15 protein-coding genes and 1 pseudogene are annotated in these 16322 nt (G+C 58.5%); 9 read left to right on the top strand and 7 right to left on the bottom strand.

All coding sequences use genetic code 11. The features are described 5' to 3' along the window. Positions 1-8 precede the first annotated feature (8 nt). Positions 9-428, bottom strand: a complete 420-nt coding sequence (locus PSEBG33_RS03715; RefSeq protein ID WP_005791686.1) for a hypothetical protein — start codon at positions 426-428, stop codon at positions 9-11. Positions 429-641: 213 nt separating this feature from the next. Between PSEBG33_RS03715 and PSEBG33_RS03720 the strand changes: the two genes are divergently transcribed. The 5 genes and pseudogenes from PSEBG33_RS03720 to PSEBG33_RS30220 all read left to right on the top strand — a co-directional run. Then, on the top strand, positions 642-1292 hold the full coding sequence (locus PSEBG33_RS03720) for a hypothetical protein (protein WP_005791684.1): 651 nt from the start codon (positions 642-644) through the stop codon (positions 1290-1292). Between the two features lie 54 nt (positions 1293-1346). After that, positions 1347-3857 (top strand): ATP-dependent helicase HrpB, encoded by a 2511-nt coding sequence (hrpB, locus tag PSEBG33_RS03725; protein ID WP_005791683.1) that lies wholly within the window; start codon positions 1347-1349, stop codon positions 3855-3857. A 128-nt stretch (positions 3858-3985) separates the two neighbouring features. Beyond that, entirely contained in the window at positions 3986-4558 is a 573-nt protein-coding gene (locus tag PSEBG33_RS03730) for a hypothetical protein (RefSeq protein WP_005791681.1), read from the top strand. Positions 4559-4571: 13 nt separating this feature from the next. Then, entirely contained in the window at positions 4572-4997 is a 426-nt protein-coding gene (locus PSEBG33_RS03735; RefSeq protein ID WP_005791680.1) for a hypothetical protein, read from the top strand. A gap of 262 nt (positions 4998-5259) precedes the next feature. Continuing rightward, positions 5260-5328: pseudogene (locus PSEBG33_RS30220) on the top strand (hypothetical protein); the annotation flags it as partial. 85 nt (positions 5329-5413) lie between these two features. On the opposite strand, the gene PSEBG33_RS03740 reads toward PSEBG33_RS30220, so the two are convergent. The 4 genes from PSEBG33_RS03740 to PSEBG33_RS03755 form a co-directional block, all read right to left on the bottom strand. Continuing rightward, the gene (locus tag PSEBG33_RS03740) at positions 5414-6370 is read right to left on the bottom strand and encodes a TauD/TfdA family dioxygenase (RefSeq protein WP_005791679.1); all 957 of its coding nucleotides are present in this window, start codon (positions 6368-6370) and stop codon (positions 5414-5416) included. Between the two features lie 31 nt (positions 6371-6401). After that, positions 6402-7139 carry a TSUP family transporter gene (locus PSEBG33_RS03745; protein ID WP_005791677.1) on the bottom strand — a complete coding sequence of 246 codons (738 nt, stop codon included), beginning with the start codon at positions 7137-7139 and terminating at the stop codon, positions 6402-6404. A gap of 330 nt (positions 7140-7469) precedes the next feature. Beyond that, positions 7470-9926: a membrane-bound PQQ-dependent dehydrogenase, glucose/quinate/shikimate family gene (locus tag PSEBG33_RS03750; RefSeq protein ID WP_005791676.1), complete on the bottom strand. Its 2457-nt coding sequence runs from the start codon at positions 9924-9926 to the stop codon at positions 7470-7472. Between the two features lie 219 nt (positions 9927-10145). After that, complete coding sequence (locus PSEBG33_RS03755; protein ID WP_005791674.1) at positions 10146-11048, bottom strand: GntR family transcriptional regulator; 903 nt, start codon at positions 11046-11048, stop codon at positions 10146-10148. A 188-nt stretch (positions 11049-11236) separates the two neighbouring features. Here PSEBG33_RS03755 and PSEBG33_RS03760 point away from each other — a divergent pair, with 188 nt between their 5' ends. Continuing rightward, complete coding sequence (locus PSEBG33_RS03760) at positions 11237-12004, top strand: hydroxypyruvate isomerase family protein (RefSeq protein ID WP_005791672.1); 768 nt, start codon at positions 11237-11239, stop codon at positions 12002-12004. A 3-nt stretch (positions 12005-12007) separates the two neighbouring features. Here the strand turns inward: PSEBG33_RS03760 and PSEBG33_RS03765 are convergent, their stop codons facing one another. Together PSEBG33_RS03765 and PSEBG33_RS03770 are read right to left on the bottom strand one after the other, a co-directional pair. After that, the gene (locus PSEBG33_RS03765; protein ID WP_005791671.1) at positions 12008-13096 is read right to left on the bottom strand and encodes an endonuclease/exonuclease/phosphatase family protein; all 1089 of its coding nucleotides are present in this window, start codon (positions 13094-13096) and stop codon (positions 12008-12010) included. Positions 13097-13137: 41 nt separating this feature from the next. After that, positions 13138-13797, bottom strand: a complete 660-nt coding sequence (locus PSEBG33_RS03770) for a YciC family protein (RefSeq protein ID WP_005791669.1) — start codon at positions 13795-13797, stop codon at positions 13138-13140. A gap of 183 nt (positions 13798-13980) precedes the next feature. Here PSEBG33_RS03770 and PSEBG33_RS03775 point away from each other — a divergent pair, with 183 nt between their 5' ends. From PSEBG33_RS03775 to PSEBG33_RS03785, 3 genes are all read left to right on the top strand, one after another. Continuing rightward, positions 13981-14706, top strand: coding sequence for a DUF2076 domain-containing protein (locus tag PSEBG33_RS03775; RefSeq protein WP_005791668.1), 726 nt, complete (start codon positions 13981-13983; stop codon positions 14704-14706). 120 nt (positions 14707-14826) lie between these two features. Beyond that, positions 14827-15303 carry an NYN domain-containing protein gene (locus tag PSEBG33_RS03780; protein ID WP_005791666.1) on the top strand — a complete coding sequence of 159 codons (477 nt, stop codon included), beginning with the start codon at positions 14827-14829 and terminating at the stop codon, positions 15301-15303. A gap of 31 nt (positions 15304-15334) precedes the next feature. Next, positions 15335-15946: a PolC-type DNA polymerase III gene (locus tag PSEBG33_RS03785; RefSeq protein WP_005791664.1), complete on the top strand. Its 612-nt coding sequence runs from the start codon at positions 15335-15337 to the stop codon at positions 15944-15946. Positions 15947-16322: the final 376 nt, after the last annotated feature.

Here is a 16322-nt window from a genome sequence, read left to right as displayed (position 1 = left end):
GGCTGTCCTTACGCGGCGGGCTGCAGGCCCAGGGACGCGAGTTGTTGCACACTGCCCTTGAACTGGATCAGGCGCGGATCGTCCAGCGGCAAGCTGCGGCCGGTTTCCTTCTCAATGATGCTTTGCAGCTTGGCATTGTCGACCTTGCCGTCGGCGCCGATGGCTTCGTGCAATTTCTCGGGCGCGACCTGGGCGGTCTTGCCGGGTTCGTAGTAGATCGCGCCCGTGGCGAAGTCGACGCCAAACGCGATCAGGCCCGGGATCACGTAGAACAGCAGGCCGACGGCGTCGAGCACGGCAATGGCTGGGTCGATCTTGCCGTCGATCTGGCCACGGCGGTCGGGGTAGAAAATCGAGCCGCAGGCGGTGAGTTGGCTCAGCAGGGTGACGGCGAGGACACCGCCGATGACGCGGGAAGCGATACGCATGAAAAAGTCTCCTGAACACGATTTAAGGGTGACTATAAGCCAGCTCCCACCTTTGACTGCATTCCCAGTCCAAAGAGTGGGTATTTTTGAGACCTGCATCGGCATCCGGCAGTTCGCCGTTATACTCGCCGTCCTGTCTGGACGCCAATGGTGTTCAAGCTTTTCTGTTTGCAGACGAAACACTGTGCAGTTTACAAAAATCAAGGAAGGATGATGACTGAAGAGCAGCAGGCAAACACACTTTATAACCGGACTTTTTGTGAAGATCTGAAAGCTTTTTTCGTCGAATACTCCAGTTTGTTCCTGGTGTATTTGTTGTTTTCCATGGCGTTGATTTACTGGGGCACTTGTCTGAAACCCGAAGTTGGCGAGCTCTTGAACAAAGCTTACGGTGAAGGACTGGCACCTATTTCTATCGCAGTACTAATGGTCATAACCTGTCTGATCATCGGTATCACCCGTCTTATTGCACCCGTTTCATATGCAGCAAAGGAGCATTGGCTGGTGATCATGGCCTTGGCCCTGACGAAATTCATGATCAGCTTGATGGTTACTTATTACGCTTACCTGTTGGGGTTTCTTGCTGCCTGCAGGTTGCTTGAATTTCCCGTCGACATTGTGCTGTGGAAAGGGGCTTTTATTTTTCCGCTCTTTATCTTTTTCATCCACTGGGCTGCGCCGCGAGTGTTCTTTGACTCGTTTCATTCAAATGTCGATTTGGATATTGTTTTAAGTCTTGGGACCCTTGGCGTCGGGGCCATCGTGGTTTTTGTGTGTCTCTATCAAAAACCTGAAGAGAGCTCCGACGAAAAGCAGGACGTCAACTCGATGGTCATGTGTTGGTATGGACGACCCCTACATTAGGCAGTCGCCGGATCGGTTACGCCTCTTAACTGCGCGGATTGCCAGAGAACCCTTATGAATTCGTTGCCGATCGATGATGTTTTACCCGCCCTGCGTGACGCCTTGGCGCATCGCCATGAAGCCGTGCTGGAAGCGCCGCCCGGTGCCGGTAAAACCACCCGCGTGCCGTTGGCCTTGTTGCATGAGCCGTGGCTCGCCGGGCAAACCATCCTGATGCTCGAACCCCGGCGCCTGGCCGCACGGGCCGCCGCCGAAAGACTGGCCAGCGAACTGGGCGAAAAGGTCGGAGAGACCGTGGGCTACCGCATTCGTCTGGACAGCAAAGTCGGCCCCAACACGCGTATCGAGGTGGTGACCGAAGGCATCCTCACTCGCCGCCTGCAGGACGACCCGGCATTGGATGGCGTGGGCCTGTTGATCTTCGACGAATTCCACGAGCGCAGCCTCGACGCCGACCTGGCGCTGGCCCTGAGCCTTAACGGGCGCGAGCTGTTTCGCGACGACCAGCCGCTGAAAATCCTGCTGATGTCCGCCACCCTCGAAGGCGAGCGCCTGGCGGGCTTGCTGGATGACGCGCCGATTCTGCGCAGTGAAGGGAGCATGTTCCCGGTGCAGATGCGCTGGGGCCGGCCGTACCAGGCCGGTGAGTTTATCGAGCCGCGCGTGGTGCAAACCGTCCTCGAAGCCCTGCATGACGAGACCGGCAGCGTGCTCGTATTTTTGCCGGGGCAAGCGGAGATTCGCCGGGTCAACCAGCAACTGGCCGAGGCCCTGGGTGATCGCCCGGATGTGCTGTTATGCCCCCTGCACGGTGAGCTGGACCTCAACGCCCAGCGCGCCGCCATCGACCCGGCGCCGGCCGGCAAGCGCAAAGTAGTGCTGGCCACCAACATCGCCGAGACCAGCCTGACCATCAACGGCGTGCGCGTGGTGATCGACGCCGGGCTGGCGCGGGTGCCACGTTTTGACCCGGGCAGCGGCATGACGCGCCTCGACACCCAGCGCATCTCCCGTGCCAGCGCCACCCAGCGCGCCGGTCGGGCAGGGCGGTTGGAACCGGGGGTGTGTTATCGGTTGTGGTCCGAAGACCAGCATGACGGTTTGGCCGCCTATGGCAGTGCGGAAATTCTCGCCGCCGACCTGGCCGGGCTGGCCTTGCAACTGGCGCGCTGGGGCGTGACACCCAGCCAGTTGGTTTGGCTGGACATCCCACCGACTGCCGCCTATGCCCAGGCTCAGGAGCTGTTGCAACGCCTGGGTGCATTGAACGAAGCAACCCTCACCGCCCATGGCCAGAAGATGGCCGAGCTGCCGGCCCACCCGCGTATTGCCCATCTGTTATTGCGTGGCCAGGACCTGGGGCTGGCTGCCATGGCCTGTGACGTGGCAGCCCTGTTGGGCGAGCGCGATATCCTGCGCGGCGGCGGTGCCGACTTGCACAGCCGCCTGGCGTTGATGGCCGGTGAAGAACGCGCACGCGGCACTCAGGGTGGCGTGCAGCGCGCCAAGCAGTTGGCACGGCAATACCGTGGATACCTGCGCGGCAAGGCGACCCAGCCGGTAGACAATCCCGACCACCCGCGCTGGCTCGGCGCCTTGCTGGCACTGGCCTACCCGGATCGCGTCGCCCAGCAACGTCGCCCCGGTGGTGCTGAATATCGCCTGGCCAATGGCCGCGCGGCGCTGTTCGCCGAAGCCGACAGCCTGATGAAACAACCCTGGCTGGTGATCGCCGACCTGGGCAGCCGCCAGGGCCAGCGTGAAGAACGCATCTACCTGGCGGCAGATTTTGACCCGGCGTTGTTCGACACGGTGCTGGCCGAGCAAGTGTGCAATGTCGACCAACTCGACTGGGACGAACGCGAAGGCGTCTTGCGTGCCGAGCGCCAACGCAAAGTCGGTGAACTGGTACTCAGCCGCGAACCGTTGACCGGCCTCGACGAATCCGCCCGCAGCCAGGCGCTGGTCAACCTGGTACGCCGCAAAGGCCTGGAACTGCTGCCCTGGACTCCGGAACTGCGTCAGTGGCAAGCCCGTGTGATGCTGCTGCGCCAACTCGATGCGGGCAACACCAGCGAGTGGCCCGACATCAGCGACAAGGCGCTACTGGCCAGCCTCGAACACTGGTTGATGCCTTACCTGGGCAAGGTCTCGCGCCTCAGCCATTTCGCCAACCTGGATATTTCCAGCTACCTGCACAACCTGCTGCCCTGGCCATTGCCCCAACGCCTGGAAGAGTTGGCGCCGCAGCATGTGAAAGTGCCGTCGGGGTCATCGGTACGCCTGGACTACAGCGAGCAGCCGCCGATCCTCGCGGTGCGCTTGCAGGAATTGTTCGGGCTGGCAGACACCCCGCGCATCGCCGGCGGGCGCCTGGCCGTGAAGTTGCACCTGCTGTCCCCGGCGCGGCGGCCGGTGCAGGTCACGCAGGATCTGGCGAACTTCTGGCGCAGTACCTACGCCGAGGTGAAGAAGGATTTGAAAGGGCGCTACCCCAAGCATTACTGGCCGGATGATCCGTTGGTGGCCGAAGCCACAGCACGGGCAAAACCTCGAGGCACCTGAGCAGTAATGGCAGCGCGCCATTAGCCCATCCGCCCTAATTGTGCCTGTCCGAGCCGCCTCCTAAAGTGGCGGCCCGAACAATAACAAGTTGCTGCCTGGCAACGTGTACCCAAGGAACGGAACTGCCCATGTCATTTCTCTTCAAGTTCAAGAAGTTGATCTTCTTGTCGGCTGCGCTGCTGTTTGCCTCCAATTCGGCAAATGCCGAAGAGCCCAATCCGATTGGTGACTGGTGGATTATCTACGGCAACGGCGTGGCCCAAAAAAACATCATGTACGTCGCCGATGCCACGTCGGTAGTGCCTTCTGAAAAAACTAAAGGCGCGACCATGGTCGCGGTGACCCTGGTTTATGAAGAGCCCGGCAAACCAATGATCGACGTGTACAACCTCGAAGCCCAGTGCTCTACGGGCAAAGTGCGTTTTATCAATGGCCAATCCGTCGAGCGTCTGGCTTACACCCTGCGCCATCTGAAAGTTGCCAATCAATGGCAAACCCCGAAAGAGTTCTGGGTACAGCAAGCGCTGAAGTTTGCCTGTGCGCCGGGCAGTCGAGCTAAAAACGACATGGCCGCCGTGGGCAAGATGGAATACCTGCAGATGATCGAGATGCTGCAGCAGATGTTCTTCAAACTCGCACCGATTCAGGAAAAGAGCCAGATGATGGACAACATCGACAGCCTGCTCGAACTGAATAAATAAGCCTGGACAGCCAATGACTTACATACGCTTATTGTTAACCACTCTGTTGGCCGTCTTGCTCTTGACTGGCTGTTCCACTATTGCGCAAAGCCGCTGGGAAGGGCGTGATATGCAGGAAGCGCTGGACTTGTTCGGCAAACCCGATTCGATGAAAAAGGAACTCGGTTCGAACGGCGAACCCTTGGCGGTGCTGACCTGGTACAAGTCCGCGAGCTGGACCACCACCGAAGCGGCCGGGACATCAATGACCCATACCGGTAATGGCATGGTGTACACCGAACACTATCAACAAGTCGGGCACAGTTCCGATTGCAAATTGCAGGCGAAGATCAATCAACAAAAGAAGATTGCGCAGTTCCTGATCGAAGATGGACGAATTCTTCATGGCAAGTGCACCAATGTCAGGTATGTCCCCGGTTATATTCCCCCAGGAATGTGAGCGGTCTTCGCGGTCAGGGGCCTTGTGCCGTCATGGTGTATTGGGGCCAGAGGGGCGTGGTTGGCTTTTGAATGTCAATGTTTTCCCGTCTGAGCTCCCTTCGCTATGCGCCGTGGTGTGTCAACCCTCTATAAAATCCCCTTTCCAAATGTCAATCCGTCATAGCGTGATTGACAGTCAACGGTGTTTCTCACGCAAACCTCATAAGCCCGGTAAGTCAGGGGCTACAACGCTGTCAATGTCGAAGGTGCTAGGTGGTACGAAGCATTACTGGCCGGATGACCCGTTGGTGGCCGAAGCGACGGCCCGGATCAAACCCAGAAAGCCTTGAGTGTAAGTAACTCCCCAGTCGTTTTGATGACTGGGGGGGTTACCTGAAAGCGTTGAATCACAGCAAGGAGGTTGTCTTGAAGGGCTTAAAGCGCTTCAAGTGCACTGTCAAATTGCTTATGCGCGTCTGGCAGCGATTTGCTCGCTTGGGCGTGGATGCCGCAGGTGTACTCGATAAACGAATGCCCGGCGGTTTCAGACTGGGCAATATTGTAGTTCTGAAAGGGCAGCATGGCCCTGCGCACCGGCGACTGATCCAGGATGTTCTTGAATGTGGTGCTCGCGTCATCAGCGATCCACAGCCTTCTTACTTTTCTCTGCTGGTTGCCATCGATGAATTTATGCCGGGCATGCAGGACCCGCAGGTTATCCATCACCAGAATGTCCCCTGGCTCAAGGCTGATGGGGGTAATGTAACGCTCGTTGGTGGAGTAGTGGGTCTGGATGTATTTAAACGCCGCGTTGGCCCATTCGGGGATAAACGCAGTGCTGTCATACCGGTAGCGAATTCTTAACGTTTCGTCATCGATTTTTTCAAAGACGGCGCAATCGATGGACAACAAGTCGTCGCGGCAGTAAGTGACACTGCCGCTGGTCATCAATATTTTTAATGTCTCGGCGTTATTGGCAAGCAGGTCATTGTAGATTTTCTGCCCATCCACCAGGAAGTTGTCGCCGCCAAATTCAGGTTTTGAAACGCACTGGAGAATGACGAATTTGGGTGGCGTGATTTTTTTCGCAGTGCCCTCTACGTAGGCGATGCCATTCAAGAACGACCCATCGGTATGCGGGAAAAAATCGCTCGACAGTTCGCCATGATAATCATCCTTGAAACGTTGCCAGTCCTTGTTGATCGGTTCGCCACCGCCCACCACGCCATGTTCATCGGACTTGGTATGAAACTGAATCAGCCCGAACTTGCCGGCGGTCTCTCTAAAGGCTTCCAGAGAGTGGTCTTGGGGCTTGATAACGCAATATCCATGCTCTTTCAGAAACGTTGAGATTTCTTTGGTTTCAAAAAAATCAAACTTACGTATGCTCATTTCACGCTCCTTGTTTTATTGGAAGAACTTTTTACAGGCCGTTGAAAAAATGATCGAAGATCATCTTCAAACCAAAAAACGTCACCCCTGCCTTTAACAGCATTGCGCCGACACGCTGCGATATACGGTCTCTGAGAAAGCCGCCCAGGTACGAACCCAATGTAGAGGCGGTAATCATGATGATGATCAGGTTGGCGTAATCCATGAACGCGAAACCTGCAATAACAAAGGCGGCGACCTTGAGCCCGTGCAGTACGCTCATTTGCATGGCGTGGGTGACAATTACTTCGTTTTTATTAATATTCATCTTCATCAGGATGGGCTGCGATATCAAACCGGTTACGGCCACGAACAGTGAAAGAAAGGTTTGAAAAAAGCCCACCAGGGCAAAGTTTTTAAATATAAAACCCAGGCGTGCGACGATCTTGGTCCAGGTGATGGCCAGGATGAAGAAGCCGAGAATCAGTGATAAATACTGCTCGGGAAATTTGCCGATGAAGAAGTAACCGATGAACGCGCCGACCAGGCAGCCGATAACGTATTTAGGCAGGATTTCCACTTTTGCACTTTTGAAATCAAACGCGAATCGACTGGCGTTGCTGACCATTTGAATCAAGCCGTGAACCGGTACAACCGCAGAAATGGGGATGAATTGAGGCATAACCGCAAGCAGTCCAATTCCGCCGCCCACGCCAATGGCAGCCGTCATGAATGACGTAATAAAACTGACGCCCACCAATAGATACAAACCATCAGAAAGTTCGAGCATTGTTAATTCCTATCCAATTTTATAAAGCGTAAAGCGTATATATCGATGCGCAGGCTTCTCATCGAGTGAGTAAACCGGGCGCAATCGCCTGCGAGCGCGCTGAGAGAGTCAGGCGCTTTGAATCTGGCGTAGAAGTGGGTATTGCTACGTGAATAAAGGGCAGCAGTGATCGCCGCTACTTATAAACTTCCTGCGATAAGTCATTAGCCTGTCATCACTCTGAAGTGATGCGATACGTGCCAGAAACTACGCCATGACTGAGGGGGGTAGAACATGTATATGTTTTACCCACCGATACGCTCATGGCGAGCCTCTCTTACAGCACTCGATTTACTGCTCAGGCAGGGCCCAGGCGATGATGCTGTCACCTAACTTGGTTGGGATTCGGTCATGACCGCCAACCACCGCCACCACGTACTGTCGACCCTGGCTCATGTAGGTCAAGGGCGAAGCCTGATTGCCTGCCGGGAGGCGTTCTTCCCAGAGCAGTTCGCCGCTTTCGCTGTTGTAAGCCCGCATGAACCGGTCAATAGCGGCGCCGATGAACGTCACGCCGCCAGCGGTTGTCACGCCGGTTGCATCACTCGGCGTACCGATTTCGAAGCGCATCTTGGAGGCGATCCCCCAAGGTCCACTGTCATAGCCTGTGCCGAACGGGCGGCTCCACACGACATCGCGAGTGCGCAGGTCGATACCGGAGATAAAGCCCCAGGGTGGCGCAATGCAAGGCTGGTCCAGGGATGACATCCACGGATCTTTAATCGCGCCGTAAGGCAGGCCGGCCTGGACGCGGAAGCCTTGGGCATTGCCCGGCGACTCCTGGAACGACTTGGCATTGATGGCGTCGAGCTGTTCGCGCGGTACCAGCCCCTGCATATAAGGAAGGCGCTGGTTGTTGATGATCAGCAGCCCTCGCTTGAGGTCGACCATCACACCGCCCCAGTTCAAGCCGCCATGATGGCCGGGGAAGATCAGGCTTTGCTGGCCCACGACCGGCGGGGTGAAGATCCCTTCGTAGCGTGCCTGGCGAAATTCGAGGCGACATTGCATCTGATCGAAAGGCGTCAGGCCCCAGGCATTGGCTTCGGTCAGCACTTCCGGTGTTTTCGATGGACGCCCCATGGTGCTCGGCATATCCGGGGACAGTGGCTGGGTGGCTGCGGTGTAGTCTCCCGGGGCGGTGCCCTGTGGGACAGGAGCTTGCACGACATCCACCAGTGGTTCGCCGGTGGCGCGGTCAAGCACGAACAACTGGCCGGATTTGGTCGCCTGGATCACGGCCGGACGTGGCCCGGCAGCCGTCGGAAAATCAATCAGGCTGGGTTGCGGGCTCAGGTCGTAGTCCCATAGATCATGGTGGACTGTCTGGAAGTGCCAGCGGACTTTACCGGTGGTGGCGTCCAGTGCGACCAGGGACGAGCTGAACGTGTCTTCTTGTGCTGTGCGGGTGCCGCCATAGAAGTCGCCCGCTGCGTTGCCGGTGGTGACATACACCAGGCCCAGTTCATCGTCGGCCGACAGCGGTGCCCACGAGTTGGGGGTGCTGAGGGTGTAGGTCTCGTTGTTACCCGCGGGGGCGTTGGTGTCTGGCCGGCCCAAATCCCAGGCCCACTTCTGTTTGCCAGTTACTGCATCGTAGGCGCGCACCACGCCCGAGGGGGCAGGGCGCACATCCGAGTCGAGTACTCGGCCACCGGTGATCACCACCCCGCGAATGACCAGAGGGGCAGACGTGATACCCGTCGAGCCTTTTCTGAAAGTGCCCAGCCCGTCTTTCAAATCCGCAAAGCCTGCGTTGCCGAAGTCGGGGCACGCCTGGCCGGTCAGGGCGTCTACCGCGCCGAGGCGAATATCATTGGTGCCCCAAATGATGCGCGAGGCGCACAAGCCACTGGCATTGGGGACTTCGAAATAAGAGACACCACGGCAATAGGCGCCGCCATTGGCGAAGTAGTCCGGGTCGACTTTGGAGTCGAATCGCCAGTTCTCCTTTCCAGTGGTGGCATCCAGGGAAATGATGATTTGCTTGGGGGTGCAGGTGTAGAGCGAGTTACCCACCTTGATCGGCGTGGCTTCGTTCAAGTACTTGGTTTTCTCACCGGGTTGCTTCACGTCGCCGTGGTGGTATTCCCAGGCTTTGACCAGGCCCGACACATTCGAAGGCGTGATTTGCGACGCGGCTGAATAGTGGTTGCCCAGGTTGGAGCCTGCATAGGCGGTCCAGTTGGTCTCGGTGTGTGAGGCGGCAATATTGCCGTCTGGAGAGGCGACGGTACTGCGGCTGAAGGCGGCGGCGGGGCGTGTGGTGGCCAGCGTCGAGTCGGCAAGGTGAACGCTTTTCGGGAAGAACAGCGGCACCAGGATGGTAGCCCCCATCACCAGCGGCAGCACACCCATAATGGTGAAGTAATGACTTTTTCTGACCTTGGCAAAATCACGCCGTACTACGGGCCAGAACGCCAGGAACGGCACGCTGAGAACCGCCAGCCAGGCCAGGCGTGGAATATAGGCCCAGCCATCGTAACCAGACTCCCACACCGCCCAGGCATAGGTGGCCACGGAGGCTGCGCCATAAAGGTAGAGGCCCAGGGACTTTTTCAGGCCCAAGAGGATGGCCGATAACAACAGCGCGGTGCCCATCATCGCGTAATAGGGTGACCCGCCCGCGGCCATCAGCACGCCGCCTTTATAGGCCAGCATCACGCCAAGCAGGGCAACCACTGTGTTGTACACCCCGAACAAGAGGTTTGAGACTCCCGCTGCACTACCCAACGTCCTTTCGTTCATGGCCACCATCCCTGTGCGATTCGATACGGATCCGAGTCCGAGCGGCGCGCATGATTGCCTATTGTTGTAACGAAATACAATATGTAGTGAAAAAATTAACTGTTTGGTGATTTTTTTGTATTCTGTTTTGATTAGAAACAATTGTGCTAGGCTGCTTGGCCCGTTATTGGGCGCGGTGATGGCGAAGCTGCGGCACTGACGGGGAGTCAGTGACGTGCTCTAGATTTGGCTTTCTTCTGGCACTGCGCGTTGATCAGTCTTGAGTCGGCCGACTTGATCCAGGTGGCGCCAGAGAAACTGTGCGGCTTCTTCACGCCGATCAGACTCGATGAGGTCGAGCAAATGGATGTGTTCCTGGCATTGCGCCTTAAGACGCGTGCGATCAATGTTGGCCTTGTAGCCCATAAAGCGCCTGAGCTGATTCTGGTGGCGTATGGCGTCGATGAAAAAAACATTGCCGGAGCACTGCACGATCATTTCGTGAAACTGGGCCCCCAGCTGGAACAGTTGCGCGCGGGACAAGGTCTGGATCTCACCGTCGATCAGCGCCTGTTGCTGTTGCCTGGCCTGGGCAAACGCGGCGTGATTGACCTGATAACCGGGCTCAAGCAGCGCCGCCGGTTCGATGGCCATCCGGAAACGGTAGCTATGAATATGCGCCTGCGTGTTATGCACGAAGTCCTTCAGACCCCACCCTTGGCCCGGTTTACGCTCCACCATGGCTTCGCCGGCCAGCCGGTTCAGCACCTTGAGCAACTGCCCCCGGGGCACCTCATAGCGTCGCAACAACTGCGCTTCGAAAAAGTGCGCCGGTATTTCTCCGCTCAGAATGTCGTCGACCACACGCAGGTAAAAGTCCTCGAACGGATCGCTGGCGCAAGGGACTGCGGCTTCCTGAATCTGCCCGGCACCTTGTTTGAGGAAGTAGCCACGGTTGGGCTCCTGAATGGCAAGGTCCCACTCGGCGAGCAAGGCAAAAACCCGCCGGATCGGCGAGCGCGACACCCCGAGCGCTTGCGCAAATGTCTGCTCGCGCAAGGGCTCACCGGCTTTCATCGAACGGGCGCGAACCATGTCGATGACGCGTGGGGCCAACTGCAGGGCGAGGTCTTTCTTGATCACAGGTTTTATTCCGAATGGTTAGCTTCAGTCCGTTCCCGTCGGGGCAGATGCCCCCACCGCACTGGAGTGGGAAAATACCATACGAAGAGCATGAGTATTTGTACTGACCACTTTCAATAGCGTGGCGCTGGAGCCGCGAATGAGGCTCCAGGCTGATGATTTGTTTATTCCCAGGATGGATATTTACCATGCTCAAATTCAATGCTCACCTCGGTTTCCAATTCAACGAATTGCCTTTTCTGCAACGCATCGAAGCCGCCGCCGCTGCCGGTTTCAGGGCGGTGGAGTTCCCATCGCCCTATGAATTTGACGCCAGCCTGCTCGCCGATCACCTGGCTCAATACAACCTGCCGTTGATTCAGTTCGCAGCGCCGGCGGGCGTTACCAAAGGCATCGCTGCCTTGCAGGGCAAGGAGCAGGAATTTCGCGATGGGCTGCGCGAGGCGGCCCGCTATGCGAAGGCGCTGAACTGCTCGGATGTGCACATAATGTCTGGCGTGACCACGCCCCAGGATGAGAGCGCGCCTGCCTACGCCAGTAACCTGGAATACGCGGTCAAGTACCTCGAAGATCAGGGTTTGCGCGCGCTTATTGAAGTGATCTGCCCGCAGGCGATGCCCGGCTATTACATGTCTGACTTCAGCAAGGCGCAACAGGTGCTGGAAACCTTTACCAGTGTCGGGCTGATTCTGGATCTTTACCATGCCCAGCTTTTGACCGGCGACGCAGCCGAGGTGCTGGCGCGGTTTTACGACAGGACCGTCCATGTACAAATCGCCGACAACCCGGGGCGTCATGAGCCGGGCACCGGGACCATGGACTTTGCCGCCTTGTTCGCGGCGCTGGAGCAGCGTGGCTACCGAGGATGGATCGGCTGTGAGTACCGCCCATCCGGCACCACGGTTGAAAGCCTTGAGTGGCTTGAGCCGCTGCGGGCCCAGGCGTTGAAACCCTAGGGGTTATTGTGCGGCAGGCAGCAGGAAGCGGGCGATCACCGGCAGGTGGTTGGAAATACGCAACGTATCTTCCTGCCGCACCTTCGCTTCCACGCGTTTGATCCGCGAGCTGTAGAACAGGTAATCCAGGGTGCGATCCGGGCCATCAAGGCTTGGGTCGTTGGGGAAGTGCGTCAGCCATTTCTCACGGTCGATACCACTGGATTGGCTGTTGCTGGGGATCATCGGGTATTTGTCCCACAGCAGATGCAACTCACTGTCCGGCGAATACTGGCCACGCTTGCCCGCGTCCAGGCGCAGGAACTGGCCCAGTGGCAGCAGGTTGAAATCCCCGCCAATCAACCAGGGTGTGCCGCGACCTTCGAGTTTATCCAGCAGTTTTACCGTGCTTGCCACTTGCTCCTGCACCGCGCTGCGCCCAGGCGCACCGCCGTCCAGGCGGGTGTTGAGCACCGCCAGTTGGCCGCCATCGCTCAAGGGCAGATATGTCAGCAGCAGGGCCGGCTTGGGTTGGAACTGGCGGCTGATGACGTTGGCATCGGCGGTCGGCAGTTGCAGGCGCTCGGCGTGCTCGATCTGGTAGCGGCTGAGTGTCGCCAGCTTGCGCCCGACGCTGCCGAAGATATGCAGGCTGGGCACAAAGTCGGCCTTCCAGTCGAAGGCCTGGGCGCTGCAGGGGTAGAGGTCGACCAGACGCTCCTGCAACAGCGCAAGCTGGTCCTGATAGTGGGACGGTTTGGCGCCTTCGTCGAGCTCCTGCAACAGCAGGATGTCGGGTTGTTCGTCGCGGATCACTCGGGCCACTTCGTCGAGGCTGAAGGCCATGTCTTCGACGGTCGGGCGATCGTCCGGGCCGCTGCCGTCCGGGGTGTCGTACCAGAACACGTAGTTCTTGCCGGCCAGGTATTGCACATTCCAGGTCATGACCTTGAGCGCCTGGCCCGGCAGCAGCGTCGGCGCACGGGGTGCCACGCAGCTGACGGGCAGGGTTTCTTTGTCGGCAGGGCGCCAGGTCAGGCTGTAGATCAGCGCGGCCAGCAGGCCGGCGATGATCAACAGGCTCAACAGGGTGATGCGCAATAAACGGGTCATCGGCTCGGCTTATATGCGTGTCAGAAGAGGCACGGAGCATATCACCGCGCGTCGGCGTCGCCACCGATCAACATGAATAAACGGAACAGCACCACGCTGGTAAACAACTGCAGGAAGCTGTGCGCACTGTCCATCAACAGCCCCAGCAGCGGCGCGGGCTCGGGATACGCCGCCACGCTGGCACCCTTGAGCAGCCACAACGGCGTCATCACGCACAGCAGGCACACCAGGATTCGCCAGAAATGCCCGCGGGTCAGGCGAAAGCTTTCCTTCATCGCCTCCAGGGCCGGCATGCCGCGCAGCACCAGCAGGTATTCGGCAAACGCCAACACCACCATCAGCCACAAGCCCGGCAGGAAATACAGCGACAGGCCGAGCAATATCAACAACGTGCTCATGGCCGTCAGCAAGGCGAAGCGCGGCCACAGGCTCAGCGCCATGGCCCATACATCCTTGGTGCGTGGCGACTCGCCACGGGTGCGGGCGTCGAGAAACAGGATCAAGGCGCCGGTGTACAGCGGGTACACCAATAAACCCACGACCACGCTGTAGCCGGGAAACGCATCCGGGCCCAGCGTGTGGTCCAGTATTTGTTGCAGCAGGGCTTCGAGGATCACCAACGGCAGGCACAACTGCACGATGGCGCCCAGGTTGCGCTGGGTAAAACGCAAGGAGTCGCGCAAAACGTCTAACGGATTCATCAGGGTCATCACAGGCCTGGAAGCAGAGGGCCACACTTTAACCGATCAGGGTCCAAAGGGGCGCAAACGTAAACCTTGAGTAAAGACCATTGAAACAACTCGTAACATCCCCATAACTGGAAGGCACCCGGCCTGATCACAGGCGGGACCGGAATTTTTTATCGGCAATCTAACGAGGTCGCCATGAACAGCGAAGAGCAAACCCTGATCGATGGACTGTTTTCACGGTTGCAGCAAGCCGAAACGGACTCAGCCCCCCGCGACGCCCAGGCCGAAGCGCGGATCAAGGAGCACATGACTCGCCAACCCGCCGCCGGCTACTACATGACCCAGTCATTGCTGGTGCAGGAGCATGCGCTCCAGGCTCTGGATGCACAAAACAAGCAACAGGCGCAACAGATCCAGCAATTGCAGGATGAACTGCAGCGGGCCAAGTCTGCGCAAGCGGCGCCGGCCAGTGGTGGTGGGTTTCTGTCGAGCATCTTTGGCGGTAGCTCCCGCGAGCCACAGCCTGCGCCGAACAACTCCGGTGGGGGCTGGCGTGAGCCGGCACGGCCGTCTTTCAACCAGCCAGCACCGCAGCAAAACTATCAGCCGCCGCAAGCACCGGCTGGCGCACCCGTGGGCAGCGGTTTCCTCGGCGGCGCCATGAAGACCGCTGCCGGTGTGGCCGGTGGTGTGTTGCTCGCCGAAGGCATCAGCAGCCTGTTCCACCATAATCAGCAGCCACAGGTGGTGGAAGAAATCATCGAACAACCGGCACCGGCCAGTGACCAGGGTGACTGGGGCAACGATGACCAGAAGTTTGCCGGCAATGACAGTTGGGGCGGCAACAATGCCGACGGCTTCGCTGACAGCGATTATTCCGACGATTCCTCTTCCTTTGGCGACGACGATTCTTTCGTCTGACACCTCTTGGCCCGGGGCGCCACGGCGCTCCGGTCTGATTTTTTCCCGGAAACGCTCCCTTGGCTGGCATACTGGCGCCCTTTCCGGGCGCTGGCGCCTGGCTGTCCATGAGGAAGTGCGGTGAAGAAAATTGCAGTGTTCGCCGATGTACAAAACCTCTACTACACCGTGCGCCAAGCCTATGGCTGCCACTTCAACTACGCCGCCCTGTGGGCTGACATCAGCGCTCGCGGGCAGATTGTCGAGGCGTACGCGTATGCCATCGACCGTGGCGACAGCAAGCAGCAGCAATTTCAGCAGATCCTGCGCAACCTGGGCTTTACGGTAAAACTCAAGCCGTATATCCAGCGCAGCGATGGCTCGGCCAAGGGCGACTGGGACGTGGGTATCACCCTCGACATCATGGACGCCGCCGACCATGTCGACGAAATCGTACTGGCCTCCGGTGACGGCGATTTCGACATGCTGCTCGAACGCATCATCCAAAAGCATGGCGTGCGGGCCGTGGCCTACGGCGTGCCGGGGCTGACGGCCAACTCATTGATACGCGCCGCCAGCCACTACGTGCCGATCGAAGGCGCGTTGTTGCTCAAATAGAAATAGATTGTTGAATGGAGTTGGAGCAGGTTTGGAACGTATAGCGGTCATCGACTTTGAAACCACCGGCATCACCCCCAGCAGCCAATGCCGGGCCACGGAGATTGGCGTGGTCATCCTCGAGCGCGGTCAAATCGTGGACCGCTACCAGAGCCTGATGAACGCCGGTGTGCGCATACCGGCCTTTATCGAACAGCTCACTGGCATCAGCAACGCCATGCTGCGCAGTGCGCCACCGGCTGAACGGGTGATGAACGAAGTCAATGAGTTCGTCGGCACCACGCCCTTGATGGCGCACAACGCCGCCTTCGACCAGAAGTTCTGGGACTATGAGCTCGGCCTGATCCGCCGCACCCGTCTGCAGAAATTCGCCTGCTCCCTGCTGCTGGCCCGCCGCCTGATGCCGGCTGCGCCCAACCACAAACTCGGCACCCTCAACGCCTACGCCAAACTGCCCCACACCGGCCAGGCTCACCGGGCGCTGGCGGATGCGGAAATGGCCGCCAACCTCACGGCCCACCTGGCCCAGCAACTGCGCCAGACCCACGGCCTGCGCGAACTGTCCCATGACCTGTTATGCACCTTGCAGAAAGTGCCTGCCGCCAAAATCAATGAGCACCTGAAAAAGCATCGCGGGTTCTGATCCGGCCACCCCCTCCAGAACACTGGAGTTCCAATGTGGGAGCTGGCTTGCCTGCGATAGCGGTGTATCAGCCAGCCATTTATTGCCTGACCCTCCGCTATCGCGGCATGGGTATCTACACAACTCTGACGTAGCAACCATCAGTAACCACGATGCGAAGCGAGCCGCTCTTGATCTTGATCTGCTCTTGATCTGCTTTTGATCTTAGGCGCCCCGTTAAACCACGCTGGCAGGAATTCGACAGGGATTTGGGGGGTAAACCGGCAGGGATGCCGGTTTAGCCGCCCCGCGCCATGGATGGCGCGTGGCGGCGGCCCCCTAAATCCATGGCGGATTACGGGCACACCGAGCCTAAGCGAGGTGCCGAGTGGTGGGG

The organism is Pseudomonas synxantha BG33R, from assembly GCF_000263715.2.
Taxonomy (GTDB): domain Bacteria; phylum Pseudomonadota; class Gammaproteobacteria; order Pseudomonadales; family Pseudomonadaceae; genus Aquipseudomonas; species Aquipseudomonas synxantha_A.
The sequence above is the reverse complement of the archived record's forward strand: the minus strand, read 5'-3'. Positions and strand labels throughout refer to the sequence as shown.